General features: G+C 71.0%; 22 protein-coding genes. 15 read left to right on the forward strand and 7 right to left on the reverse strand.

The window, feature by feature from the left end; genetic code table 11:
- Positions 1 to 40: 40 nt before the first annotated feature.
- From IEW03_RS11770 to nrdF, 11 genes are all read left to right on the forward strand, one after another.
- Positions 41 to 1,366: an ABC transporter substrate-binding protein gene (locus IEW03_RS11770; protein WP_188523876.1), complete on the forward strand. Its 1,326-nt coding sequence runs from the start codon at positions 41 to 43 to the stop codon at positions 1,364 to 1,366.
- Positions 1,367 to 1,452: 86 nt separating this feature from the next.
- Complete coding sequence (locus tag IEW03_RS11775) at positions 1,453 to 2,385, forward strand: carbohydrate ABC transporter permease (RefSeq protein ID WP_188523877.1); 933 nt, start codon at positions 1,453 to 1,455, stop codon at positions 2,383 to 2,385.
- Positions 2,385 to 3,296 carry a carbohydrate ABC transporter permease gene (locus IEW03_RS11780; protein WP_188523878.1) on the forward strand — a complete coding sequence of 304 codons (912 nt, stop codon included), beginning with the start codon at positions 2,385 to 2,387 and terminating at the stop codon, positions 3,294 to 3,296. Before IEW03_RS11775 ends, IEW03_RS11780 begins: the two co-directional genes overlap by 1 nt.
- A gap of 48 nt (positions 3,297 to 3,344) precedes the next feature.
- The gene (gene yicI / locus IEW03_RS11785; RefSeq protein WP_188523879.1) at positions 3,345 to 5,648 is read left to right on the forward strand and encodes an alpha-xylosidase; all 2,304 of its coding nucleotides are present in this window, start codon (positions 3,345 to 3,347) and stop codon (positions 5,646 to 5,648) included.
- Positions 5,645 to 7,090 (forward strand): GH1 family beta-glucosidase, encoded by a 1,446-nt coding sequence (locus tag IEW03_RS11790; RefSeq protein ID WP_229737938.1) that lies wholly within the window; start codon positions 5,645 to 5,647, stop codon positions 7,088 to 7,090. Before yicI ends, IEW03_RS11790 begins: the two co-directional genes overlap by 4 nt.
- A 65-nt stretch (positions 7,091 to 7,155) precedes the next feature.
- Positions 7,156 to 8,589 (forward strand): serine hydrolase domain-containing protein, encoded by a 1,434-nt coding sequence (locus tag IEW03_RS11795; protein WP_188523880.1) that lies wholly within the window; start codon positions 7,156 to 7,158, stop codon positions 8,587 to 8,589.
- 580 nt (positions 8,590 to 9,169) lie between these two features.
- The gene (nrdH, locus tag IEW03_RS11800) at positions 9,170 to 9,412 is read left to right on the forward strand and encodes a glutaredoxin-like protein NrdH (protein WP_166849614.1); all 243 of its coding nucleotides are present in this window, start codon (positions 9,170 to 9,172) and stop codon (positions 9,410 to 9,412) included.
- Positions 9,413 to 9,543: 131 nt separating this feature from the next.
- Positions 9,544 to 9,975, forward strand: coding sequence for a class Ib ribonucleoside-diphosphate reductase assembly flavoprotein NrdI (gene nrdI, locus IEW03_RS11805; RefSeq protein ID WP_188523881.1), 432 nt, complete (start codon positions 9,544 to 9,546; stop codon positions 9,973 to 9,975).
- 53 nt (positions 9,976 to 10,028) lie between these two features.
- Entirely contained in the window at positions 10,029 to 12,140 is a 2,112-nt protein-coding gene (nrdE, locus tag IEW03_RS11810) for a class 1b ribonucleoside-diphosphate reductase subunit alpha (protein WP_188523987.1), read from the forward strand.
- A 3-nt stretch (positions 12,141 to 12,143) separates the two neighbouring features.
- Positions 12,144 to 12,932, forward strand: coding sequence for an NUMOD3 domain-containing DNA-binding protein (locus IEW03_RS11815; protein WP_229737939.1), 789 nt, complete (start codon positions 12,144 to 12,146; stop codon positions 12,930 to 12,932).
- 18 nt (positions 12,933 to 12,950) lie between these two features.
- Complete coding sequence (nrdF, locus tag IEW03_RS11820) at positions 12,951 to 13,931, forward strand: class 1b ribonucleoside-diphosphate reductase subunit beta (protein WP_188523882.1); 981 nt, start codon at positions 12,951 to 12,953, stop codon at positions 13,929 to 13,931.
- 93 nt (positions 13,932 to 14,024) lie between these two features.
- Here the strand turns inward: nrdF and arfA are convergent, their stop codons facing one another.
- From arfA to IEW03_RS11840, 4 genes are all read right to left on the reverse strand, one after another.
- Positions 14,025 to 15,536 carry an arabinosylfuranosidase ArfA gene (gene arfA, locus IEW03_RS11825; RefSeq protein WP_188523883.1) on the reverse strand — a complete coding sequence of 504 codons (1,512 nt, stop codon included), beginning with the start codon at positions 15,534 to 15,536 and terminating at the stop codon, positions 14,025 to 14,027.
- Between the two features lie 62 nt (positions 15,537 to 15,598).
- Entirely contained in the window at positions 15,599 to 16,930 is a 1,332-nt protein-coding gene (locus tag IEW03_RS11830; protein ID WP_188523884.1) for an ABC transporter substrate-binding protein, read from the reverse strand.
- Between the two features lie 23 nt (positions 16,931 to 16,953).
- Positions 16,954 to 17,892: a carbohydrate ABC transporter permease gene (locus tag IEW03_RS11835; RefSeq protein ID WP_188523885.1), complete on the reverse strand. Its 939-nt coding sequence runs from the start codon at positions 17,890 to 17,892 to the stop codon at positions 16,954 to 16,956.
- Positions 17,892 to 18,788 (reverse strand): carbohydrate ABC transporter permease, encoded by an 897-nt coding sequence (locus tag IEW03_RS11840; protein WP_188523886.1) that lies wholly within the window; start codon positions 18,786 to 18,788, stop codon positions 17,892 to 17,894. Before IEW03_RS11840 ends, IEW03_RS11835 begins: the two co-directional genes overlap by 1 nt.
- A 50-nt stretch (positions 18,789 to 18,838) precedes the next feature.
- On the opposite strand from IEW03_RS11840, the gene IEW03_RS11845 reads away from it, so the two are divergent.
- On the forward strand, positions 18,839 to 19,849 hold the full coding sequence (locus tag IEW03_RS11845) for a LacI family DNA-binding transcriptional regulator (protein ID WP_188523989.1): 1,011 nt from the start codon (positions 18,839 to 18,841) through the stop codon (positions 19,847 to 19,849).
- A gap of 239 nt (positions 19,850 to 20,088) precedes the next feature.
- Here the strand turns inward: IEW03_RS11845 and IEW03_RS11850 are convergent, their stop codons facing one another.
- Together IEW03_RS11850 and IEW03_RS11855 are read right to left on the reverse strand one after the other, a co-directional pair.
- A complete protein-coding gene (locus tag IEW03_RS11850; RefSeq protein ID WP_188523887.1) occupies positions 20,089 to 20,595 on the reverse strand; it encodes a phosphoribosyltransferase in 507 nt (168 codons plus the stop codon).
- Positions 20,592 to 21,563: an FKBP-type peptidyl-prolyl cis-trans isomerase gene (locus IEW03_RS11855; protein WP_188523888.1), complete on the reverse strand. Its 972-nt coding sequence runs from the start codon at positions 21,561 to 21,563 to the stop codon at positions 20,592 to 20,594. Before IEW03_RS11855 ends, IEW03_RS11850 begins: the two co-directional genes overlap by 4 nt.
- A 106-nt stretch (positions 21,564 to 21,669) precedes the next feature.
- Here IEW03_RS11855 and IEW03_RS11860 point away from each other — a divergent pair, with 106 nt between their 5' ends.
- From IEW03_RS11860 to IEW03_RS11870, 3 genes are all read left to right on the forward strand, one after another.
- Positions 21,670 to 21,969, forward strand: a complete 300-nt coding sequence (locus tag IEW03_RS11860) for an Rv1322 family protein (RefSeq protein WP_188523889.1) — start codon at positions 21,670 to 21,672, stop codon at positions 21,967 to 21,969.
- A 122-nt stretch (positions 21,970 to 22,091) separates the two neighbouring features.
- The gene (locus IEW03_RS11865; protein ID WP_188523890.1) at positions 22,092 to 22,883 is read left to right on the forward strand and encodes an alpha/beta hydrolase; all 792 of its coding nucleotides are present in this window, start codon (positions 22,092 to 22,094) and stop codon (positions 22,881 to 22,883) included.
- Between the two features lie 56 nt (positions 22,884 to 22,939).
- Positions 22,940 to 23,779: an alpha/beta fold hydrolase gene (locus tag IEW03_RS11870; RefSeq protein ID WP_188523891.1), complete on the forward strand. Its 840-nt coding sequence runs from the start codon at positions 22,940 to 22,942 to the stop codon at positions 23,777 to 23,779.
- 55 nt (positions 23,780 to 23,834) lie between these two features.
- Here the strand turns inward: IEW03_RS11870 and IEW03_RS11875 are convergent, their stop codons facing one another.
- On the reverse strand, positions 23,835 to 25,349 hold the full coding sequence (locus IEW03_RS11875) for a coiled-coil domain-containing protein (protein ID WP_188523892.1): 1,515 nt from the start codon (positions 25,347 to 25,349) through the stop codon (positions 23,835 to 23,837).
- Positions 25,350 to 25,596: the final 247 nt, after the last annotated feature.

Genomic DNA, 25,596 nt, shown 5'->3' on the forward strand with positions numbered 1-25,596 from the left:
CGCTTCGATTGAGAAGGGCGGAACTCGACGAGGAGGACCCATGAAGACCCGGACTCGCGCGACATCGACCGTCGCCGCGCTGGCGGCCCTGCCGCTGCTGCTGACCGCCTGCGTGGGCGGTGGCGGAGGCGGTGCGACCGCCGACGGCGGCGGCGACGCCGACGACAAGACGCTGACGATCTGGCACTACGAGAACGAGGACTCGGCCATGGGCCAGGCCTGGGCGAAGGCCATCGAGATCTTCGAGTCCGAGCACCCGGACGTCGAGGTCGAGGTCGAGAAGCAGACGTTCGAGCAGATCCAGAAGAACGCCAAGATCGTCCTCACCGGCGACGACGTGCCCGACGTCATGGAGTACAACAAGGGCAACGCGACCGCCGGACAGCTCGCGGCCCAGGGACTGCTGATGCCGCTGACCGACGCCGCCGAGGCCCACGGCTGGTCCGACAAGCTCGCCGGGTCGCTCGCCACCACCGCCACGTACGACGAGAACGGGCTCATGGGCTCCGGTGAGTGGTACGGCGTGCCCAACTACGGCGAGTTCGTGGGCGTCTACTACAACCAGGAGATGTTCGACGACCTCGGGCTCGAGGTGCCGACGACGCTCGCCGAGCTCGAGAAGGTCATGAAGGCGTTCGAGGCCGAGGGCATCACCCCGCTCGCCGAGGCCGGCGCCGAGTACCCCCTGGGCCAGCTCTGGTACGAGCTGGTGCTCGCGAACGCCGACCGGGGGTTCGTGGACGACTACCAGCTCTTCGACGGGGAGGTCGACTTCCACGGGCCCGAGATGACGAAGGCCACCGAGCAGCTCGACGAGTGGATCGAGAAGGGCTACGTCGCGCCCGACTCGGCGGGCCTGACCGCCGAGGACATGGGGGTGTCCTTCATCAAGGGCGACTACCCGATGATGGTCTCCGGCTCCTGGTGGTTCGGCCGCGTCGTCGCCGAGATGAAGGACGACTGGGGCCAGTTCAACTTCCCGGGCAACGACCTGCACACCGGTTCTTCCGGGAACCTCTGGGTCGTCCCGACCAACGCCGACTCGCCGTCGCTCGCCGAGGAGTTCATCGACGTCACGCTGCGCCCGGAGGTGCAGGAGGTGCTCGCGCAGAAGGGCGGGTTGCCGGTCGCCGGCGACGCCTCGACGATCGAGGACCCGAAGACGAAGGAGCTCACGGAGAACTTCCAGGAGATCCTCGACCAGGACGGGCTCGCCTTCTACCCGGACTGGCCGGTGCCCGGCTACTACGACGTGGTCGTGAGCCAGCTGCAGTCGCTCGTCAACCAGTCCAAGTCGCCCGACGAGGTGCTCGACGGCCTCGAGTCCGCCTACACCGACGGCAAGTCCGACCTGCTCGGCGACTGACCGCCGCCGACCGTCGCTGACCGCGGCGGGCCGCCGGTGACGCCGGCGGCCCGCCCGGGGGCGGACGCCCTTCCAAGGAGCTGCACATGAGCGCACCGACCACGCGCGCCCGGCGTCGGCGGCCCGGCTGGCTGCCGTACCTGCCCTACCTGATCCCCGGCGGCGTGCTGTTCGTCGTCGTCATCGGGTACCCGCTGGTGACGAACGTCTACATCAGCCTCTTCTCGTGGCGCGGCGGCCTTGCCCCGCTGGAGTGGATCGGCGCCGACAACTACACGGAGCTGTGGCACGACGCCGCCTTCTGGACCTCGTTCCAGAACTCGGTCGCGATGATCGTCGCGATGGTGATCGTGCCGACGGCGGTCGGTCTCGTGCTGGCCGCCGTGCTCTTCGACTACCTGGGACGCCGGTTCGGGGGCCGGGTCGCCTCGGTGCTGCGCGCCACGTACTACCTGCCGCAGATCCTGCCCGTCGCCGTGGCCGGCGTGCTGTGGAACTGGATCCTCAACGCCCAGACGGGCGCGCTCAACGAGATCCTCCGCGGCCTGGGCGTGACGGACCCGCCCAACTGGCTCGGCGACCCCGCGTCCGCCCTGCCGAGCGTCATGCTCGTGCTGATCTGGGTGCAGATCGGCTACCCGGTCGTGATCTTCATGGCGGCCCTGCAGCGGGTGGACCCCGAGCTGTACGAGGCGGCCGAGCTCGACGGGGCCGGCTGGTGGCGGCGGTTCCGCGCCATCACGATCCCGCAGATCCGGCCGGAGACGTTCGTCGTCACCCTGACCTGCACGGTCGCGGCGCTCAAGGTCTTCGGCCCGATCTACGTGCTCACCCGGGGCGGCCCGGAGAGCTCGACCCTGGTGCCGAGCTACTACTCGTACCTCAACTTCTTCGACAAGTCCCGGGTCGGCTACGGGGCCGCGATCGCGACGGTGCTGACCGTCGTCATCATCGTGGTCGCCGTGGTGATCCTCGCCCTGCAGGCACGCGCCGAGCGGCGCGAGGAGGTGGCCGGCTGATGACCACGACCGTGCGCAACGCCCCGGCGTCCCCGGCGACGGCGAGCCCGGGCGGCGGGACCCGCGCGTCCCGCCCCGGGGGCCGTCATCGGCGCGGCGCGGCCCGCTGGTTCGTGCTCGCCGGGGCGGTCGCCGTCGCGCTGGCCGTCCTCGCGCCGATGATCATCATGGCGCTGAACGCCGTGAAGTCCCCGGCCGAGTACTCCCAGGACGGCCCGCTGAGCATCCCGAGCGAGCTGTACCTCGACGGGATCGTCAACTTCTGGCAGCGCGTCGACTTCCTGGTCAAGCTCTGGAACTCGTTCTTCATCTCCGCGGTCGTGTCCGTGGTGGCCTGCCTGCTGTCCCTCCTCAACGCGTACGCGATCGGGATCGGGCGGATCAAGGGGCGCATGTGGATCGTGCTGCTCTTCCTGCTGGCCAACATGCTGCCGCAGGAGGCGCTGATCTACCCGCTGTTCGACATGGCGCGCCAGGTGGGCCTGTCGAACTCGCAGTGGTCCGTGATCATCATCTTCACCGTCATCCAGTCGGCCTTCGGGACGTACCTGCTCGCCTCCGTGCTCGGCACGTTCCCGCCGGCCCTGCTCGAGGCGGCGGCCCTCGACGGGGCGGGCCGCTGGCGCGTCCTGTGGCAGGTCGTCTTCCCGATCGTGCGGCCCACGCTGATGGTCCTGATGATCCTGTTCTTCATCTGGACGTGGAACGAGTTCTTCATCCCGCTGGTCATGCTCACGACCAACGACACCCAGACGATCCCCATCGCCCTCGCCTCCCTGCAGGGCGACCGGATGATGGACGCGCCGACGACCAACGCCGGCGCCCTCGTCTCCCTGCTGCCCGCCCTGATCTTCTTCCTGGTCTTCCAGCGCACCCTCACCCGCGGCGTGACCGCCGGCGCCGTGAAGTGACCCCCGGGCCCCGGCCCGACCGACCCTGAACCACTGACGAGGTATCCATTGAAGTTCACCGACGGCTACTGGCAGACCCGCCCGGGCATCGACCCCCTGTACGCGGCCGAGGTCGACGACGTCCGCGTCGACGAGGCGGCGGGCACGATGACGGTCTACGCGCCGACGGCCGCGATCCGCCGGCGCGGCGACACGCTCAACCGCCCGATGATCACCCTGACGTACTCGTCGCCGGCGCCCGGCGTGGTGAAGGTCCGCGTCACCCACCACGCCGGCGCGGCCCGCCGCGGCCCCGACTTCGCCGTCACCGGGCAGGCCGGCTTCCGGCCGGTCGTCAAGGTCGACGAGACCAGCGGGGTGCTGGAGACCGGTGGGCTCGTGGTGCGGGTGCATCGCGGCGGTCGCTGGCGCGTCGACTTTGAGCAGGACGGCCGGCTGCTCACGTCCAGCCTGCCGAAGTCGGTCGGGGTCATGTCGACCTCGCACGGCGTCGAGCCGGCGGCCACCTGGGTCCACGAGCAGCTCTCGCTCGACCCGGGCGAGCACGTGTACGGGCTGGGGGAGCGGTTCGGGCCGTTCGTCAAGAACGGCCAGAGCGTCGACGTCTGGAACGAGGACGGCGGCACGTCCAGCGAGCAGGCGTACAAGAACGTGCCGTTCTACCTCACGAGCAAGGGGTACGGCGTGTTCGTCGCGCACCCGGAGCGGGTGTCCCTCGAGGTCGCCTCCGAGGTGAACACGCGCGTGCAGCTCTCGGTCGAGGGCCAGGAGCTGGAGTACTACGTCATCGCGGGACCGACGGGCAAGGACGTGCTGCGCCGGTACACCGCACTGACGGGCCGTCCGCCCGCGGTGCCCGCCTGGTCCTACGGGCTGTGGCTCTCGACGTCGTTCACCACCGACTACGACGAGGCCACCGTCACGAGCTTCGTGGACGGGATGGTCGAGCGCGACCTGCCGCTCAGCGTCTTCCACTTCGACTGCTTCTGGATGCGCGAGTACCAGTGGTGCGACTTCGAGTGGGACCCGCGGGTCTTCCCGGACCCGGAGGGGATGCTGGCGCGGCTGCACGAGCGTGGCCTCAAGGTCAGCCTGTGGATCAACCCGTACGTCGGCCAGCGCTCGCCGCTCTTCGCCGAGGGCGCAGCGAAGGGCTACCTGCTGCGCACCACGGACGGCGGCGTCTGGCAGTGGGACATGTGGCAGGCGGGCATGGGGCTGGTCGACTTCACCAACCCCGACGCGACGGCCTGGTACCTGGGCCACCTCGAGCGGCTGCTCGACCAGGGTGTCGACTGCTTCAAGACCGACTTCGGCGAGAGGGTGCCGACCGACGACGTCGTCTGGCACGACGGCTCCGACCCGCACCGGATGCACAACTACTACGCGCAGCTGTTCAACGAGGCCGTGTTCGGCCTGCTCGAACGACGCCGCGGGAGCGGGGAGGCGGTCGTGTTCGCCCGCTCGGCGACGGCCGGCGGGCAGCAGATGCCGGTGCACTGGGGCGGCGACTGCGACTCCACGTACGCGTCGATGGCGGAGTCGCTGCGCGGGGGGCTCTCGCTGGGGCTGTCCGGTTTCGGCTACTGGAGCCACGACATCGGGGGCTTCGAGGGCCTGCCCGACGCCGGGGTGTTCAAGCGGTGGGTCGCCTTCGGGCTGCTGTCCAGCCACTCCCGGCTGCACGGGTCGAGCTCGTACCGGGTGCCGTGGGCGTTCGACGACGAGGCCGTCGACGTCACCCGCCGCTTCACGCGCCTGAAGCTGTCGCTGATGCCGTACCTCGGCGCGGCCGCCGAGCAGGCCACCGGCGACGGCACCCCGATCATGCGGGCGATGGCGCTCGAGTTCCCCGCCGACCGGGGCACGTTCCCCGTCGACACCCAGTACATGCTGGGCGACGCGCTGCTCGTCGCGCCGGTGTTCACCGCGGACGGCACCGTCGAGTACTACGTGCCGGAGGGCACGTGGACGCGGCTGCTCGACGGCGCGACCACGCACGAGGCCCTCGTCACCGGTCCGCGCTGGGTCACCGAGACGCACGGCTTCGACTCCCTGCCGCTGCTGGTCCGGCCCGGTACCGTGCTGCCGGTGGGGGCCCGTGCCGACCGACCGGACTACGCCTGGGCCGACGGCGTGACGCTGCGCTGCGTCGAGCTGCCGGCCGGGTACGACGCGGTCACCCGCGTGCCCGGCGGCGACGGCGCACCGGCGAGCTTCCACGTGCGGCGCACCGGCGAGGGGGACGCCGTCGTCGTGGTCTCCGACGACGCCCCCGGCACCTGGTCCGTCGAGGTCGACGGCCGGACGGCCACCACCACCGGACCCGGAGAGCTGAGGATCACCCTGTGAGCACACCTGCCATCCCCGCCGACTTCCCCGCCGACTTCCTGTGGGGCACGGCCACCGCCTCCTACCAGATCGAGGGTGCCGCGGCGGAGGGCGGCCGCGGGCCGTCCATCTGGGACACGCTGTGCCGCGTGCCCGGCGCGATCCAGGGCGGCGACACCGGCGACGTCGCCTGCGACCACTACCACCGCTGGCGCGAGGACGTCGGCCACCTCGAGCGGCTCGGCGTCGGCGCCTACCGGCTGTCGATCTCGTGGTCGCGCGTGCAGCCCGGCGGCAGCGGCCCCTTCAACCCGGAGGGGGTGGCCTTCTACTCCGACCTGGTCGACGCGCTGCGCGAGCGCGGCATCCGCCCCTACGTGACCCTGTACCACTGGGACCTGCCGCAGGAGCTCGAGGACGCCGGCGGCTGGACCGACCGCGAGACCGCGTACGCCTTCGCCGAGTACGCGCGCCACATGGCCGGCGAGCTCGGCGACCGCGTCGAGGTCTGGACCACGCTGAACGAGCCGTGGTGCTCCGCCTACCTCGGCTACGCGTCGGGGGTGCACGCCCCCGGACGCACCGAGCCGGCGGCGGCGCTCGCGGCCGTGCACCACCTCAACCTCGCGCACGGGCTGGCCGCGCGGGCGATCCGCGAGGTGCTCCCCGCGGCGCAGGTGTCGATCACCCTCAACCTGCACGTGCTGCGCGCCGCCGACCCGGCGTCGGCCGACGACCTCGCCGCGAAGGCGCAGATCGACGCGCTCGCCAACGGCGCGTTCCTCGGCCCGCTGCTCGACGGCGCCTACCCCGCCGGCCTGCTGGACGGCACGGCGCACGTCAGCGACTGGTCGTTCGTGCGCGACGGGGACCTCGAGCTGGTGCGCCAGCCGCTCGACGTGCTGGGCGTCAACTACTACTCGACGACGATGGTGCGGCGGTTCCGCGGCGAGGGCGAGCCGGAGTCCGCCGACGGGCACAAGGCGTCCGCGGCCTCTCCCTGGGTGGGCGTCACCGACGTCGAGTTCGTGCGCCAGCCCGGCCCGTACACGGCGATGGGCTGGAACATCGAGGCCGGCGGCCTCACCGAGATGCTGCTCGACCTGCACGAGCGCTACCCGGGCCTGCCGCTGGCCGTCACCGAGAACGGCGCGGCGTTCGACGACGAGGTCGTGACGGACGGCGAGGGTCGCCCCCGCGTGCACGACGCGCGTCGCGTGGCCTACCTGCACGACCACGTGGCGGCCGTCGGTGCCGCCCTGGCCGCCGGGGTGGACGTGCGCGGGTACTTCGCGTGGTCGCTCCTGGACAACTTCGAGTGGGCGTACGGGTACTCCAAGCGGTTCGGCATCATCCGCGTGGACTACCCGACGGGCGAGCGCACCTGGAAGGACTCCGCCCTCTGGTACCGGCGGCTCGCGACGACCGGGCGGCTGCCGGCGGTCACCGAGACCGCACCCTGACCTGCCACCCGTGACGCCGTCCTGACCCGCCACCCCTGACGCCGCGGGGCGCTAGCGTGCCGCCCATGACCGATCTCGTGCCGCCCGCCGCCCCGCTCCCGCCCGACGTGCTCGCCCGCCTCGACGACGGGCTGCGCGACCGGTGCCGCGCCGCTCGGGTGCCGGCGCTGTCCGGGGCGGTGGGCAGGGCCGGGGAGGTCGTGTGGTCCGGCACGGCGGGCTGGGCGGAGGCCGACCCGGGCACCGCCTTCCGGATCGGGTCCATCACGAAGCCGATGACGGCCGTGGCCGTGCTGCGCCTGGTCGCCGCGGGGCGCGTGGGCCTGCACGACCCGGTCGGCCGGCACGTCGACGACGCCCCCGCGCCGGAGGCCACCCTGGCCCAGCTCCTCACGCACACGGCTGGCCTACCCGCGGAGCCGCCGGGCCCGTGGTGGGAGCGGCACGGCGCGGGCACCTGGCCCGAGCTGGTGGCCTCCGGCGTCGTGCCGGTCACCGAGCCGGGGGAGCAGCACCACTACTCGAACGTCGGCTACGCGGTCCTCGGCCGCCTCGTCGAGCTCGCGCACGGTCGCCCGTGGGACGAGGTCCTGCGCGACGAGCTGTGGGCGCCGCTCGGCATGACGCACACCGGCCGGGTGCCGACGTCGGCCGCCGCGACCGGGTACGCCGTCCACCCGCACGCGGACGCGGTGCTCGTGGAGCCGGTCGCGGGCTACGGCGCGATGGGGCCGGCCGGCGAGGTGTGGTCGACACCGCGCGACCTCGTCGCCTTCGGCTCGTGGCTCGTCGGCGCCGGTCGCGGGTCCGACGGTTCCGACGGTTCCGACGGTTCCGACGGTTCCGACCCGGTGCTGCCGCTGCGGTGGCGGCGCCGGATGACGGCGCCGCGGGCCGTCGTGGACGAGCCCGGGGCGCCGTTCACCACGGCCTGGGGCCTCGGCGTCTCCGTGCGCCACGCGACCGGCCCGGACGGGGGACGCCGCACGGTCGGGCACGGCGGCTCGGTGCCCGGCTTCACGGCGACGCTGCGCGCGGACGTCGCGACGGGGGACGTCGTCGCGGTGTGCGGCAGCTCGACGGCAGGTTTCGGCGGCGGGGACTTCCTCCTGGACGCGCTGCCCGCGCCCGTGGGGCCGGCGAGCCCGGCCGAGCCGTCTCCGGAGGCCCTCGCGCTCACGGGCACCTGGTACTGGGGGCCCATGCCCCACACCGTCACCGTGCGCGCCGACGGGAACCTCGTGCTGAGCCCGGCGGACGGCGGCGACCGCGGGACGGTCTTCGCCCCCAGACCGGGGGGCGGCGCGACCGGGACCGGCACGACCTGGGTCGGCGTCGAGGGCGGGTACTGGCGCGGGGAGCGGCTGCGGTCCGTGGGCGCGCCGGGCGCGCCGGCCCTGGACGTCGGCACGTTCCACCTGACCCGCACGCCGTACGACCCGGCGACGGCCGTGCCCGGCGGGGTGGACCCGAGCGGCTGGCGTCCGTCCGGGACCTGAACGACCACCGGCCGGCCACGGCGCGCCTGTGGGACACGCCACCACCGGCGACACGCCGATGGATCGGACGAGTTTTGAGCCGTCCGGGGCCGGGTATGTCCGGATCTTCCGGGCACGCGCGGCGCCCCGTGGAGGGGTGCCCGGGACCGGCGCGGCGGGACCTGGCCGCCGGGGCCGTCGCGCACACGCTGTGGACGCCGGTCGCCCACCGGCTGTGGACATCCGTCGGGAGCCGCGGAACGGTGCGCCGGGACGTCTCGTGGGGGGTGCACGACGGGTGTGGACAGTCGTGTCGGACCCTCGTGCGAAGGTGGTCGAGAGACGTTCCCCGAAGGGCGGCGGCGCCGAATGACACGAGTGTCAACCACAACATGTCGGTCCCGAGCGCGGGCTGACCACTAGGTGTAGTGTTTGGAGCACGCCAGGCCCCAAGGCCTCGCGAGAAGAACATCGGCGTAGTTCCACGAGTGTCGTCCCTGGTCGGGCCCCCTTCGCGGGCCCGGTCGGCAGGGGCTGGCACAAGGGGCATCAGCCAGTCGGACGACGCCCCCTCGGGGAGCGGAGAAGGGGAGAGACGGACATGAGCATCACGGTCTACAGCAAGCCGGCCTGCGTGCAGTGCGACGCGACCTACCGCGCCCTGGACCGCAAGGGTGTCGAGTACACCGTCGTGGACATCACCCAGGACGCCGAGGCGCTGGAGATGGTCCGTGGGCTCGGCTACCTGCAGGCGCCCGTGGTGGTCGCCGGCGACACCCACTGGTCGGGCTTCCGCCCCGACCAGATCAGCGCCGTCGCGGCGCAGCAGGCCGTCTCGGCCTGACGTCGCGGGGCCCGCGTGCGGGTCCCGCCCAGAGCGGCCGGCGCCCCGGGCTTCGAACCCGACCCGGGGCGCCGTGCATCTACCCGGCCGGCAGTCCCGGCCACGCAGCAGTTCCGGGGGAAGGGGGAGCAGTGAGTTCTCTCGTCTACTTCTCGAGCGTTTCCGAGAACACCCACCGATTCGTCCAGCGCCTCGGGCTCGAGGAGCTGGGCATCGGGGTCCACCGCATCCCCGTGCGTCGGACGGACGAGTTCCTGCGCGTCGACGAGCCGTACGTCCTGATGGTGCCCACCTACGGCGGCGGCAACGAGGGCGGCGCGGTGCCGCGACGAGTGCGCGAGTTCCTCAACGACGCGCACAACCGGTCCTTCATCCGCGGCGTGATCGCCGCGGGAAACACCAACTTCGGCGCTGCCTACTGCATCGCCGGCGACATCATCTCCGCGAAGTGCCAGGTGCCGTACCTGTACGCCTTCGAACTCCTGGGGACGGCAGAGGACGCCCGCCGCGTCCGTGACGGATTGGGACGATTTTGGCAACGACAGTCACTGATCTCGGCGTGAGCACGACGGACACGACCCCGCCCGCCGGGGCCACCGAGGTGCCGCTGCAGACCATGCAGCTCGACTACCACGCGCTCAACGCGATGCTCAACCTCTACGGACCGGACGGCAAGATCCAGTTCGAGAAGGACCGCGAGGCGACGAGCGAGTACTTCCGGCAGCACGTCGAGCCGAACACGATCCACTTCTCCACGCTCGACGAGAAGCTGGACCACCTGGTCGAGAACAAGTACTACGACCCGGCCGTGCTGGCCAAGTACTCGCGCGCCTTCGTCAAGGAGCTCTTCCAGACCGCGTACGCGGCGGACTTCCGCTTCGACTCCTTCCTCGGCGCGTTCAAGTACTACACGTCGTACACGCTCAAGACGTTCGACGGGAAGAAGTACCTCGAGCGCTTCGAGGACCGCGTCTCCATGGTGGCCCTGGGCCTGGCCGACGGCGACGAGCAGGTCGCCCGCGACATCGTCGCGGAGATCATCTCCGGCCGGTTCCAGCCCGCGACCCCCACGTTCCTCAACGTCGGCAAGGCGCAGCGCGGCGAGCCCGTGTCCTGCTTCCTGCTGCGCATCGAGGACAACATGGAGTCGATCGCGCGGAGCATCAACTCCGCGCTGCAGCTGTCCAAGCGCGGTGGCGGCGTCGCCCTGCTGCTCAGCAACATCCGCGAGCACGGCGCGCCGATCAAGCACATCCAGAACCAGTCGTCCGGCGTCATCCCCGTGATGAAGCTGCTCGAGGACTCCTTCTCCTACGCGAACCAGCTCGGCGCGCGTCAGGGCGCGGGTGCGGTGTACCTGCACGCGCACCACCCCGACATCATGCGGTTCCTCGACACCAAGCGTGAGAACGCGGACGAGAAGATCCGCATCAAGACGCTCTCGCTCGGCGTCGTCATCCCGGACATCACGTTCGAGCTGGCGAAGAAGAACGAGGACATGCACCTGTTCAGCCCGTACGACGTCGAGCGCGTCTACGGCAAGCCGTTCGCCGACATCTCCATCACGGAGAAGTACGACGAGCTCGTGGCCGACGACCGGATCACGAAGACCACGATCTCCGCGCGCGAGTTCTTCCAGACGATCGCCGAGCTGCAGTTCGAGTCCGGCTACCCGTACGTCATGTTCGAGGACACCGTGAACCGGGCCAACCCGATCAAGGGCCGGATCACGCACTCCAACCTGTGCTCCGAGATCCTGCAGGTCTCGACGCCGTCGACGTTCAACGAGGACCTGTCCTACGACCACGTCGGCCGCGACATCTCCTGCAACCTCGGGTCGCTGAACATCGCCAAGGCGATGGACTCGCCGGACTTCGCCCGCACGATCGACACGTCGATCCGCGCGCTGACCGCGGTCTCCGACCAGACCAGCATCGAGTCGGTGCCGTCGGTCAAGCGGGCCAACGAGTCGGGGCACGCGATCGGTCTCGGCCAGATGAACCTGCACGGCTACCTGGCGCGCGAGCGGATCTACTACGGGTCCGACGAGGGCATCGACTTCACGAACATCTACTTCTACACGGTGGCGTACCACGCGATCGCGGCGTCGAACCGCCTGGCGATCGAGCGTGGCCGGGCGTTCGGCGGCTTCGAGGACTCGACGTACGCGAGCGGGGAGTACTTCGACAAGTACACCGACGCCGAGTGGAAGCCGGCCACCGAGCGGGTCGCCCGCCTGTTCGCCGACGCCGGGGTGCGCATCCCGACCCAGGACGACTGGCGTGCCCTGAAGGCCTCGGTCATGGAGCACGGCATCTACAACCAGAACCTGCAGGCCGTGCCGCCGACGGGCTCGATCAGCTACATCAACAACTCGACGTCGTCGATCCACCCGGTGGCGGCCAAGATCGAGATCCGCAAGGAAGGCAAGATCGGCCGCGTCTACTACCCGGCGCCGTTCATGACGAACGACAACCTGGACTACTACCAGGACGCGTACGAGATCGGCTACGAGAAGATCATCGACACCTATGCCGCGGCGACGCAGCACGTCGACCAGGGCCTGTCGCTGACGCTGTTCTTCAAGGACACCGTGACCACGCGCGACGTCAACAAGGCGCAGATCTACGCCTGGCGCAAGGGCATCAAGACGCTCTACTACATCCGTCTCCGCCAGCTTGCTCTGGAGGGGACGTCCGTCGAGGACTGCGTCAGCTGCATGCTGTAGGGAGTGACCGTGGTGACCGATGGCTCGAGAAGTCGGAAGCACGTGGGTGTCGTTTACGGCGTACGCCTGCGTGACTCCGGCGAGTATCGGTACGTGGGGCTGACGACGAGAACTGCAGAGGCTCGGCTCAGGCGGCACCTCAGCAACGCGCGGGCTGGGCGGAAGACTCCGTTCTATGACTGGCTCCGGAAGCACAAGGATGAAGTTGTCGTCGACCAGCTCGACACTGAGTTGGGAAGTCTGGAGTGGCTCGGCGAGTCCGAGATCATCTGGATCGGCTCGTTGCGTTCCGAGGGCCATCGACTTCTGAACATCGCGGATGGCGGGCTTGGGCCCACCGGCGTGGTGTGGACGGAGGAGATGCGGGAGGCGGCACGACGGCGGTCGACCGGGCGGAAAGGCATCAGTCGTCCAGGTGCGCTCCACCCCTTCTACGGAAAGCATCACACCGCTGAGCAGCGTGCGAAGTGGTCCGAGGAGAGGAAGGGAACCTTCGTCGGGCCGGCCAACCCCAACTACGGCAAGTTCGGTAAGGACCATCCGAGCTTCGGTCACACGATGTCACTAGAGTCGCGGGCGGCACTCTCCGAGATGCGGAAGGGCGAGCGAAATCCCAACTACGGGAAGAAGGCTAGCCCGGAGACCCGCGCGAAGATGTCCGCCGCGCAGAAGGGCGTGCCGAAGCCTTCGAGCGCACGGAGCGCGCACACCCGCTACCACACCAATCAAGGACGCGTGAGTCCTCAGTGCACGTTCTGCACTGGAGACGCCCAATCGCCGGATGGCAGCTAAGGAAGAGGAATTCGAGCCATGTCGCCCACGGGAACGCTCAAGCTCATAGATCGCGTCACCGCGATCAACTGGAACCGCCTGCAGGACGAGAAGGACCTCGAGGTCTGGGACCGGCTGGTCGGCAACTTCTGGCTGCCCGAGAAGGTCCCGGTGTCCAACGACATCCAGTCGTGGCACACCCTCTCGGACGACGAGAAGCTCATGACCACCCGGGTGTTCACGGGCCTCACCCTGCTGGACACGATCCAGGGCACGGTGGGCGCCGTCTCGCTCATCCCGGACGCGCTGACGCCGCACGAGGAGGCGGTGTACACGAACATCGCGTTCATGGAGTCGGTGCACGCCAAGAGCTACTCGTCGATCTTCTCCACGCTGATCTCCACCAAGGAGATCGACGACGCCTTCGCCTGGTCGGAGGCCAACCCGAACCTGCAGCGCAAGGCCGAGATCGTCCTCGAGTACTACCGCGGCGACGACCCGCTCAAGCGCAAGGTCGCCTCGACCATGCTCGAGTCGTTCCTCTTCTACTCGGGCTTCTACGCGCCGATGTACTGGGCGAGCCGGGCGAAGCTCACCAACACCGCCGACCTCATCCGCCTGATCATCCGCGACGAGGCCGTGCACGGGTACTACATCGGCTACAAGTACCAGAAGGGCCTCGCGAAGCTCCCGCAGGCGGAGCAGGACGAGCTCAAGGCCTACACCTTCGACCTGCTCTTCGAGCTGTACGAGAACGAGGTCGAGTACACGGAGTCGCTGTACGGGCCGCTGGGGCTCACGGAGGACGTCAAGAAGTTCCTGCGGTACAACGCCAACAAGGCCCTGATGAACCTGGGCTACGAGGGGCTGTTCCCCAAGGACGAGACCGACGTCAACCCGGCGATCCTCGCGGCGCTGAGCCCGAACGCCGACGAGAACCACGACTTCTTCTCGGGGTCCGGCTCGTCGTACGTCATCGGCAAGGCCGTCGAGACCGAGGACGACGACTGGGACTTCTGACCCGGACCTGCGCTCCGTAGCGAGCATGACGAGGCCCGGCACCGCCGTCGTGCGGTGCCGGGCCTCGCGCGTGCGGGACCGGCCGCGGCGGGTTCAGGCGCGGCCGAGGCGGATCATCGACCAGGACACGGGTGGCAGCTCGGCGCGGGCGCGCGCGCCGGCGACCTTGGCCGTGGTGTTGGCCCGCGGCAGGACGCTCGACTCGTCGTCGGCCGTGGCCGACCACGTGTGGTCGGGGTGGGACAGCGTGCGGGCCTCGACGACGCGGAGGCCGGGGAACCCGCGCAGGTCGACGTCGAGCACGACGTCGTCGGTCACGGAGCGGTTGGTCGCGAGCAGCACGACCTCGCCGGTCTCCGGGTCGTGGGTCGCGACGGCGTCGAGCGTCGCGACGTCGCCGAACCGCGCCGTCTCGTGTACCGGGGAGTCGACGGCGAGGCGCAGCACCTCGCCCTTCGCGTACCGGGCGGTGAGGGCGAAGGGGTGGAACGTCGTCTGGCGCCAGATCCGGCCGCCCGGCTCCGTCATGATCGGCGCGATGACGTTCACGAGCTGCGCGAGCGACGCGGCGTGCACCCGGTCGGTGTGCCGCAGGAGGCTGATGAGCATCGACCCGACCACGACGGCGTCGGCGACGTTGTACCGGTCCTCGAGCAGCACGGGAGCCACCGGCCAGTCGTCGCCGCTCGGTGGCCGGGACTCCGCGCGGTGCTGGTACCAGACGTTCCACTCGTCGAACGAGATGTTGATGCGCTTGGTGTGCTTGCCCGCCGCGCGCACCGCGTCGGCGGTCGCGGTCACGGCCTCGATGAAGTGGTCCATGTCGACGGTGGACGCGAGGAACGAGGCGAGGTCGCCGTCGGTCTCCCAGTAGTACGCGTGCGCGGAGACGTGGTCGACGTGCTCGTACGCCTCGGAGAGCACCACGTGCTCCCACTCGCCGAACGTCGGCATGGCCGACCCGGAGGAGCCGCAGACCACCAGCTCCAGGTCCGGGTCGACCATCCGCATGGCGCGCGCGGTCTCGGCGGCCAGGCGTCCGTACTCGCCCGCCCTCTTGTGCCCGACCTGCCACGGCCCGTCCATCTCGTTGCCGAGGCACCACATCGAGATGCGGTACGGGTCGGCGGTGCCGTTCTCCCGCCGCCGGTCGGACCACCGGGTGCCGCCCGCCACGTTGCAGTACTCCAGCAGGTCCAGGGCCTCCTGCACCCCGCGGGTGCCGAGGTTGACCGCCATCATCGGCTCGACGCCTGCCCTGGCGCACCAGCGCATAAACTCGTCCACGCCGACGAGGTTCGGCTCGGTCGAGTGCCACGCCAGGTCCAGGCGCCGAGGTCGCTGGGCGACCGGGCCGATCCCGTCCTCCCACCGGTACCCGGACACGAAGTTGCCTCCCGGGTAGCGGACCGTGGACACCCCCAGCTCCCGCACCAGCTCGATCACGTCGCCGCGGAACCCGTCCGCGTCGGCGCTGGGGTGCTGCGGGTCGTGAATCCCGGTGTACACGGACCGGCCGAGGTGCTCGACGAACGAGCCGAACGTGCGACGGCGCACGGGCCCGACGACGAACGCCGGATCGGCGGTGACGGTGGCAGACAGCATGAGGCGATTCGCTCCTGGGGCTTCGGGGTCTTCGGGGTCTTGTCGGTGTGCCGTCGCCGCGGCTACTGCCCGAGCTCGTTCTGCAGGCTGGACTGGGCCTTGGCGAGCGCGTCGGGGGCGGGCACGCCGTTCTCGTAGACGTCGTTGAGCGTGACGGTGGTGAACGTGTTGTCCACGGTCGGCCAGCTCGGGTCGCTGAACGACTCGAGGTGCCCGATGCCGTCCTTCACCTCGTTCAGCACGTCGAACAGGTTGGTCTGGAAGTACTTGTTGAACTTGTTCTCGGGGTTCTTGGTGACCTCCTCGTCCTCCCAGACCGCCATGTTCACGGGGTCGAAGCCGAGCTCCTCCCACACGGCGACGTTGGCCTCGGGCGACAGCTTGGCGAAGGCGAGCCACTCGGAGGCGAGGTCCTGGTTCGGCGAGGCCACCGGGACCGACGTGCCTGTGCCGCCACCGCCGATGGTCCGCACCTGGGCGCCGTCCTGCACGGGCGCGGGCGCGATGGCTACCTTGCCGGCCAGGTCGGGCATGTAGTCGACGTACCGGGACGTGTACCACGCCGGGTACACGATCGCGGCGTACTTCCCGTCGTTGATGGCGCCGAACGCCTCCTCCGAGTCGGGGCTGCCGCCGGGGATCGTCGAGACCGCGCCGGCGTCCTGCATCTCCTGGATCATGGAGACCGCCTCGACGACCTCGGGGCTGTCGACCTGGACGTTGCCCTCGGCGTCGAAGAACTGCCCGCCGAGCTGCGCCGTGACGAGCGGCTCGAGGAAGTTGACGCTGGTGCTCGCGACCCCGAACGCCTTGTCGGTGGCGGCGTGGTACTTGCTGCCCGCCTCCTGGAAGTCGTCCCAGGTCTCGATGGTCGTGTAGTCGATCCCGGCGCCCTCGAGCAGCTCGGTGTTGTAGAACGCGACGAACGCGCCCACGTGCGTGGGGAAGCCGTACACGCGGCCGTCCTTGCTGTACAGGTCGAGGCGTGCCTGGACGACGTCGTCCACGTACGGCTCCGCGGCATCGGTCAGATCGAGCAGCGGGGGAGTCTCGCCCTTGACGAAGTTGGCGAACTTGTTCACCTCGATGTCCACCACGTCGGGCAGGCCCTCGCCCGAGTTGAAGGCGAGCTGCAGCTTGTTGTGCATGTCGTCATAGGGGTAGACGGTGACCTCGAGCTGGATCTCCTTGTCGGGGTTCGCCTCGTTCCACTGCGCGGCCATCTCCTCGTAGTAGGCCGCGTGGACGTCGGCGAACGTCCACATGTTCAGCGTCGTGGAACCGTCGGCGTTCGTGGTCGGCTCCGCCGACTGGCCGCCGCCGCTGCAGGCGGCGAGCACCGAGACTGCGGTCGCGGCGGCGAGCGCCGCCGTGCTGTTGCGTAGCTTGCTCATGGGAACTTCTCCGTTCTGGTAGGTCAACCCTTGACGGCGCCGGCGGTCATGCCCTCGATGAAGAACCGCTGGAACGCGAGAAACAGGATGAGGATCGGGATGAGCGAGAAGAACGCGCCGATGATGAGGAGCTCGTAGTTGTTCCCGTAGGGCGTCAGCAGGGTGTTGAGGCCGATCGGGAGCGTGAACTTCTCGGGCGTGCGCAGCACGAGGAGGGGCCACAGGAAGTTGTTCCAGCAGATCATTCCGTTGAGGATCGCCATCGCCGCCATGGCGGGCTTGGAGATCGGCAGCACGATGCGGAAGAAGATGCCGTACTCGGTCACCCCGTCGACGCGCCCGGCCTCGAGCAGCTCCCGCGGTATGCCCAGGAAGTACTGCCGGAAGAAGAAGATCGTCACGGCGGCCGCGAGGAAGGGCAGCACGATCACCGTGTAGGTGTCCGCCAGGCCCATGTCGTTGACCTGGACGTAGAGCGGGAGCATGAGCATCTCGAACGGCACCGTCATGACGAGGAGCACCATGACGAACCACAGCGTCTTGCCCCGGAACTCGTACATGGCGAAGCCGTAGGCGACGAACGAGCTCACGAGGAGGGTGCCCGCCACCTGCGCCACGGTCAGCAGGAGGGAGTTGGCGAACCACCGGAAGTACGGTCCCGAGTCCGTGAAGAGCAGCACGTAGTTGTCGAGGCTGAGCGCGCCGAGGTCGACGTCGAACGTCATGCCGCGGCGGATCACGTCGTTGCCGTCCTGGAAGGTCCCGACGAAGATCGCGACGAGCGGCACCAGGGCGATCGCGGCGATCAGCACGAGGAAGCCGGCCTGGATCCACGCCCCCGCGGTCGGCGAGAACCGGGCGCGCCCGGCGGCGGTCCGGGGGGCGGACCGCGGGCGCTCGCCGCCGTCCGCCCCCTGCGGGGCGGGGGTGGGCCGCACGGCGGTGGGCGGGTTCGCGGCCATCACGCCTCCTGCTTCTTGAACGTGCCGCTGGCGACGAGGTAGGTGAGGTTGATCGTCATGACGATCACGAGCAGCACGACGCCGACCGCCGAGGCGAAGCCGAGGTCGTTCTCCTCGATGCCCTTGCGGTAGAGGTAGCCGACGACGGTGAGCCCCTGGTTGTTGGGGGAGTTGTTCCCGGCGTAGAGCATGAAGCTCTCGAGGAACATCGCGAGGCCGCCGTAGATGCTGATCGTGACGACGTACACGATCGTGGGCTTGAGGTTGGGGACGGTGATGAGGAGGAACTGCCGGAACTTGCCGGCCCCGTCCATCGACGCCGCCTCGTAGTACTCCGACGGGATCGACTGCATCCCGGCGACGAAATACATCATGTTGACGCCGGTCCACCGCCACAGGGCGAGGGAGAGCAGCGCGGCGAGGCCGGTGAGGTCCCCGCGCAGCCACCGGACCGGCCCGAGCCCGAAGAACTCGGCGACCTGGTTCATCATGGCCGAGTCCGACTCGGCGAAGATCAGGCGGAAGACGATCCCGGCGACGACGACCGAGGTCAGTGCCGGGACGAACATCGACGCCTTGAAGAAGGCCTTGACGCGCGGGCTCCCGATCTTCGCGTTGACGAGCGCCGCGAGGACCAGCGGGATCGGGACCAGCAGGAGGATGGTCAGCACCATGTACCGCATGCTGTTGAACATCGCCTTCCAGAAGATCTCGTCCCGCCAGAGCCGTGCGTAGTTGTCGGCGCCGATGAACGTCGCCTGGCCGTAGAGCACCTCCTGCGTGCTCATCACGAAGGAGCGGCCGAGCGGGACGACCCAGAACACGGCCAGGGTGATGAGGAACGGGAGGATGAAGACGTAGGGCGCGACCCGCTTCGAGTACAGGAGCTGTTTCACGACGGTGTGGTCCTCCTCGGGGGCAGGGCATCATGGGTGGCGTGGTGAAGATGAGCGACGTGGCGCACGAGGCCGGCGTGTCGAAGATGACGGTCTCGAACGTCATCAACGGGCGGCCGGGGGCGAGCGAGGAGACCCGGGCCCGGGTGCTCGCCGCCGTCGCGCGGCTCGGCTACCAGGTCAACGCGACGGCGCGCCGGCTGCGGGCCGGCCGCAGCGGGGCGATCGGCCTGCTCGTGCCGCACCTCGACGGGCCGTACTACGCGCACCTCGCCGCTCGTCTCGACACGCTGGCGCGGGCGCGCGGGCACCACGTGATCATCGAGCGGACCGGGGCCAGCAGGGACGGCGAGATCGCGGCCATCTCGCCCGAGCGGGTCCGTCCGTACGACGGGCTGGTCTTCAGCCCGGTCCAGCTCGACACGGCCGAGGTGAGCGGCGCCGGCATCGAGGTACCGGTCGTCCTGCTCGGCGAGCGGCGCCTCGCCGGCCCGTTCGACCACGTGATGATGGACAACATCGGCGGCGCGGTCCTCGCGACCACCCACCTGATCGAGCGCGGCTCCCGCCGGATCGCCCTGGTGGGCGGGCGCCCGGACGAGGGGGTCGACAGCATGGCGACGCTGCGCACGCGCGGGTACCGCCAGGCGCACGCGGCCGCGGGCGTCCCCGTCAACGAGCGGCTCGTCGTGGACGCGGACTCGTTCACCACGAGGGACGGCTACGAGGCGGTCACGAGGCTCCACCAGGCGGGGGTCGGGTTCGACGGGGTCTTCGTCCTCACCGACGCGGCGGCGATGGGCGTGCTGCGCGCTCTGGCCGACCTGGGGCTGCGCGTGCCCGACGACGTCCAGGTGGTCGGCTTCGACAACGACGACGAGGGGGACTACCTCGTGCCGCGACTGACCACCGTCGACCCCGACAACGACTCCATGGCCGAGCGCATCATGGAGCTCCTGCTGCGCCGGGTGGACGAGGGCGCGCCCCGGGTCGGTGACGCCGTCGAGGTGGTGACGTCGGCACGCATCGTGGTGCGCGAGTCGACCCGGCCGCGCACCTAGTCCTCGATCGGTCACAGCATCTCTTCCTCGAATGGCACACCCACGCTGGTGTGTATCGGTAAAGTATGCCGGTGACCTGGTCGTGTCAACGTTCGTGGCGGAGGTGGGGAGCGCGGGGCTCCGGGGCCGTGGTGCACCACGGCAGAATGCAGCGGCGGGGCGTGCGGGAGGACATCCCGCACGCCCCGCCGCTCAGTGGCCGGCCGGCACGTCGCCGGCCGGCCGGGACGCGGTGAGCGTCAGACGTCGGCCGAGGCCGCACCCGTCACGGGCGGCTCGGCCGACCAGGGGAACGTGATCCACAGGTCGGTGTCGCGCCACGAGTAGTCCGGGCGGATGATCGTGCGCGGCTTCGTGTACAGGACCACGGACCGGGCGTCGGCGCCGTGCTCCGCGAGCATCGTCATGACCAGGTCCAGGGTGCGGCCCGAGTCGGCGACGTCGTCGACCACGAGGACCTTCGCCCCCGGCAGGTCGGACGTGTCCATGAGCGGGGGCAGCACGCGCGGGTCGTCGAGCGTCTTGCCGATGTCGGTGTAGAACTCGACGTTCAGCGTGCCGACGCCCTTGGTGCCCAGCGCGTAGGCCATCGCACCGCCGGGGACGAGGCCGCCCCGGGCCACCGCCACCACGACGTCGGGGACGAACCCGCTCGCCACGACCCGCTCGGCGAGCTCGCGGATCGCGACGGGGAAGGTCGTCCAGGTGAGGACCTCGCGCTCGGGCGAGGGCTCGGCGAGGGTCACTTCGCGTCCAGGACGTCGACGACGAACACGAGGGTCTCGCCGCCGAGCGGGTTCTGCTCGCTCTTCTCGGCGCCGTACGCCTGGTCGGCCGGGATGACGAGCAGCACCTGGCTGCCGACGGTCTGGCCCGCGAGGCCCTGCGTCCAGCCCGGGATGACCTGCTGGAGGGAGAAGGACGACGGCGTGCCGCGGTCCCAGGAGGAGTCGAACTGCTTGCCGTCGAGCGTCCAGCCGGAGTAGTGCGCGGTGACGGTCTGGTTCTCCTTGACCTTCGGGCCGTCGCCCTTGATGAGGGTCTGCGCCGTCAGCTTCTTGGGCGCCTTGTAGTCCTTCGGGATCTCGACGGAGGGCTTGCCGGAGTCGTCCAGCGTGACCGTCGGGAGACCCTTGGCCGGCTCGACGGCCTCGCCCTCGGCGCGCGTCGGGATCTTCTTGACGTCGGTGATCTCGACGAGGTTGACCGACGTCTGCGTGCTGCCGTCCTGCGCCTGCACGGGGTTGGCGACGAGCACGCGGGCGCCGACCTTCTGGCCGACGAGGGGCTCGGTGAGGATGCCGAACTGCGCGTCGCCGAGCATGAAGCTCGTCGGGGCGCCCTGGTCCCAGGTGGAGGCGACCTTCTTGGCCCCGCCGTCGTAGGCGACGTGCTGCATCGTGACCTGCACGCCCTCGGTCAGCTCGGCGCCGTCACCCTCGTCCACGACGCGCGACGTGGGGGCGGAGACCTCGAACGGCTTGTCGTAGCTGAGCTTCGGCTCCTTGCCGGCCTTGCCCTCGACCTTGACGGCCTCGAGGGCGGCGACGTCCTCCTTGGTGGGCTGCGGCATCTCGTCGGCCGCGGAGGACGAGCTCGACGCCGACGGCGAGGCGCTCTCCTCGGAGCCGGAGCCGCCGTCGGAGCAGGCGGTCAGGGTCAGGGTGGCGGCCAGCGTCAGCGCGACGGCGCCGGCGGACGTGCGGAGCTTCACGGGGGATCCTTCGGTCGGCGAGACGAACCGGGCCACTGTAACGGTCACACCTGACCGGTCCCTGACCGTCCAGGCCATGGCGGCTCGGGAGGGGAGAATGGCGGGTATGCCGTCGCGTCGCCCGTCCCGCAAGCGCCCCTGGGGGGCGGACCACCAGCCGCTCGACCTGGACCGCGCGCTCGGCGGGGTGCGCCGGGTCAGCGCCGGCGACGGCGAGTGGACGGTGCGCCGCGTGCGCGGCGGCGACAAGACGTACCGCTGCCCGACGTGCCGCCAGGACATCCCGCCCGGCACGGCGCACGTGGTCGCGTGGCCCCGCGACGTCGTCGGCGGGGAGAGCGCCGGGCTCGAGCAGCGCCGGCACTGGCACGCCTCCTGCTGGGAGCGGCGCGAGCGCCTGCGCTGACCGGCCCGCTGACCGGCCCGCTGACCGGCCCGCTGACCGGCCCGGTGACCGGCCCGGTGACCGGCCCTCTGACCGGCCCGGCCGCCGGGCAGGAACAGGCGACCGAACTAGGCTGGGCGGTGATGAACGACAGCCCCGCCGGCAACGACCCCGGCAACGACTCCGGCCACCAGATCCGCTCGCTCACCGTGCTCCCGGCGCGGCGCGAGGACGTCGACCTGCACACCGCGGACGGGCTCACGCTCGTCGGCGAGCTGGCGCTCCCGGCCGACCGCGACCCTGCCGCGACGCTCCTGACGCTCCACCCGCTGCCCACGCACGGCGGGTACATGGACTCGCACGTCTACCGCAAGGCGGCCTGGCGGCTGCCGGCGCTCGCGGACCTCGCGGTGCTGCGCTTCAACACCCGGGGGACGTCGTCGCCCCGGGGCACCTCCGAGGGCGCCTTCGACGGCGGCGAGGCGGAGCGCTACGACGTGGCCGCGGCGCTCGAGCTGGCCGAGTTCCGGGAGCTCCCGCGGCCGTGGCTCGTCGGGTGGTCCTTCGGCACCGAGCTGGTGCTCAAGCACGGGGCGGACCCGAGCGTCGAGGGCGCGGTCCTGCTGTCGCCGCCGCTGCACCGCGCCACGGACGCCGACCTCGACCGCTGGGCGGAGTTCGGCCGGCCGCTCGTGGTGCTGGTCCCCGAGCTCGACGACTACCTGCGCCCCGACGAGGCCCGCCGCCGGTTCGCGCGCGTGCCGCAGGCGGAGGTCATCGGCGTGGACGGGGCCAAGCACCTGTGGGTCGGGGAGCCCGCCGTGCGGCGGGTGCTCGACGAGATCGTCCAGCACGTGCTGCCCGGGCACCCGCCGCTGCCCACCCGCTACGACGGCGAGGTGCAGCAGGCGCCGGCGGCGGCCCCGACGACCTGACCAGACACCCCGTCGGCGTCGCCCCGACCCGACGGCGAACCAGTGAGGAGCAGGCGATGACCACCACCTCCGCAGCCCTGGCGACCTTCCCGCTGCACGACGGCGGCGGGACGCCCCTGGTGCTGCTGCACGGCTTCCCCCTGGACCATCGGATGTGGGCGGCCGCCGCGCGCGAGCTGCCGGCGGGCGTGCGGGCGATCGGCGTGGACCTGCCCGGCCAGGGCCACTCCGAGCTGTCCGGGATGGCGCCGCGGCTCGAGGACGTCGCCGACGCCGTGCACGCGACGCTGCGCGACCAGGGGGAGGGCAACGCGGTGGTCGTCGGCCTGTCGCTGGGCGGCTACGTCGCGCTCGCGCTCGCCGAGCGCCACCCGGGGTTCGTCGTCGGGCTCGGGCTCGTGGACACGAAGTCGACCGCCGACACCGACGAGGCGCGCGCGAAGCGGCTGCGCGTCGCGGCGGCGGTGGAGGAGACGCAGACCATCGACCCGGTGCTCGGGATGCCGGCCGCGCTGCTCGGCGCCACGAGCGCCGCGCGCCGCCGCCACCTCTTCCCGGACCTGGAGACGTGGATCCGGGCCCAGTCGCCGGTCGGCGTCGCCTGGGCGCAGCGGGCGATGGCGGCGCGGCCCGACCGCACCGACGTGCTGCGTGCCTTCGACGGGCCCGTCGCGGTGGTCGTCGGCGCGGAGGACCAGATCACGCCGCTCGCCGACGCCGAGCACATGGTCCACGCCGCGAACGACGGCGCGCTGACCGTCGTGCCCGCGGTGGGGCACATGAGCGCCGTCGAGGACCCGGCGACCGTCGCCGCCGCGCTGAGCCTCCTGCACCGGCGGGTCGCGGAGCAGACCCACCGGCCCCGCTGGCCCTGGCAGTACCGGCCGGAGCCGTAGACCGGCCGGGCCGGAGCCGGCCGGCCGGTGTCGTCGGCCGGCCGGGGACGGCTCGTCAGGCCTTGGTCGCGGCGGGGGACTCCTCGGCGTCGACGGCGTCGTCCGTGGTGTCGTCGGCAGCCGTGCTCTCGTCCGTCGCGTCGTCGGTCGTCGCGTCGTCGGTCGTCGCGTCGTCGGTCGTCGCCTCGGGCTCTTCCTCGGCCGCGTCGACCGCGTCGTCCTCGGCCGTCGCGACGTCGGCGGGCTGCTCCTGCTGCGGCGCCTCGGCGCGAGCGGCCTGCGCGGGGGTGAGGTCGAGCCCGTCGACGCCCTCCGCCGAGACGATCGCGACCGGCACGGCGTCCGCCGGCGGCTTCTCGGTGCTCAGGAGACCGCGCAGCTCCTCGAGGTAGGAGTTGATCGAGTCGTGGCGACGCGTCAGGTCCTCGAGCTGGCGCTGGGCCGTGGTCCGGTGGTGGGTGGCCTCGACCTGCGCGTCGGCGACCGTCTGCTCGGCGAACTCGCGCGCCTCGGCGACGATCCCGTCGGCGGTGCGGCGCGCGTCGGACACGAGCCGCTTGACGTAGGCGTCGGACTCGCTGCGCACGCTCTCGGCCTGCTGCAGCGCGAGCGCGACCCGCTTCTCGGCCTCCGCGGCGTGCTCCTCCGCGGAGCGGACGAGCTGGGCGGTCTCCTGGCGGGCCGTCTCGTGGCGGGCCGCGGCCTCGTGCTCCACCTGCTCGCGCCGCTGCGAGATCTCCAGCTCGGCGTCGGCGAGCGCGGCGCGAGCCTGCTCCCGGAGCTGCTCGAGCTCGGCGGTGACGGTGTCGGCGGCCTCCGCGGCCTGGTGCTTCGCCTCGGCCACGATGCGGGCGGCCTCCCGGCGGGTGCGCTCGAGCAGGTCGTTGGACTCCCGCTCGGCCTCCTCGCGCATCGCGGCCGACTCGGCCGACACCTGCGCGCGCAGCTGTGCGGTGTCGCGCTCGGCGGAGACGCGCAGCTCGGTGGTCTCGCGCTCGGCGGTCGAGCGCTGGACGCCGATCTCCCGCTCCAGAGTGGCCCGGCGCTCGCTCTCCTCGGCGCTCAGCGTGCTGGTGATGAGCGCGGCCTCGCGCTCGGCGGAGCCGACCAGCTCCTCGGCACGACGCTGCGCCCCCAGGAGGGTGCCCTCCGCCTCGGCGGCGGTGGTGGAGCGGATCTCCTCGGCCTCGCGCCGGGCGTTGCCCAGCAGCTCGGACGCCTCGGACTCCGCGCGTGCCCGGACCTGCCCGGCCGAGAGCTTGGCGCGCGCCATGATGTCGGCCGCCTGCTGGTTGGCCTGCGTCAGGACCTCGGCCGACTGCTCCTCGGCGGAGCGCAGGAGCCGCTCCACCCGGGACCCGAGGCCGGCGTACGACGGCTTCTCGTTCTCGCGCAGCTGGCGCTGGACCTCGGCGAGCTCGGAGGACAGCTGCATCGCGCGACCGTCGGTGGCCTCCACGTTGCGACGTGCCTCCTCCAGCGCCTGCTCGAGGCGGGAGACGTGGCTCTCCACCTGGGCACGGTCGTAGCCGCGCATGGTGATCGGGAAGAGCGTGCGCTCGTCGGACACGTGCAGACCTCCGTGAGTGTGGTGGGTGCGCCGGCCACGTCAGGATAGTGGCGGGGGCCGAGGCACCGATACTCGTGGCATTCTTCCTCTTCGGGGCGAATCGTGCCGACCCGGACGGCAGGTGGACGCCGCGCGGCCGTCGGGTGGCGCGGGTTGTGGCCGGTCGCCGCGCCGGAGGCGGGGCGCTCGTACGCGAGTCGTGAAGGGTTCGTGAACCGCCCCCGGTGCCCGGTCGTCCGTGGACGGC

The organism is Isoptericola cucumis (assembly GCF_014635665.1).
In the GTDB taxonomy this organism is placed as follows: Bacteria; Actinomycetota; Actinomycetes; order Actinomycetales; family Cellulomonadaceae; genus Isoptericola; species Isoptericola cucumis.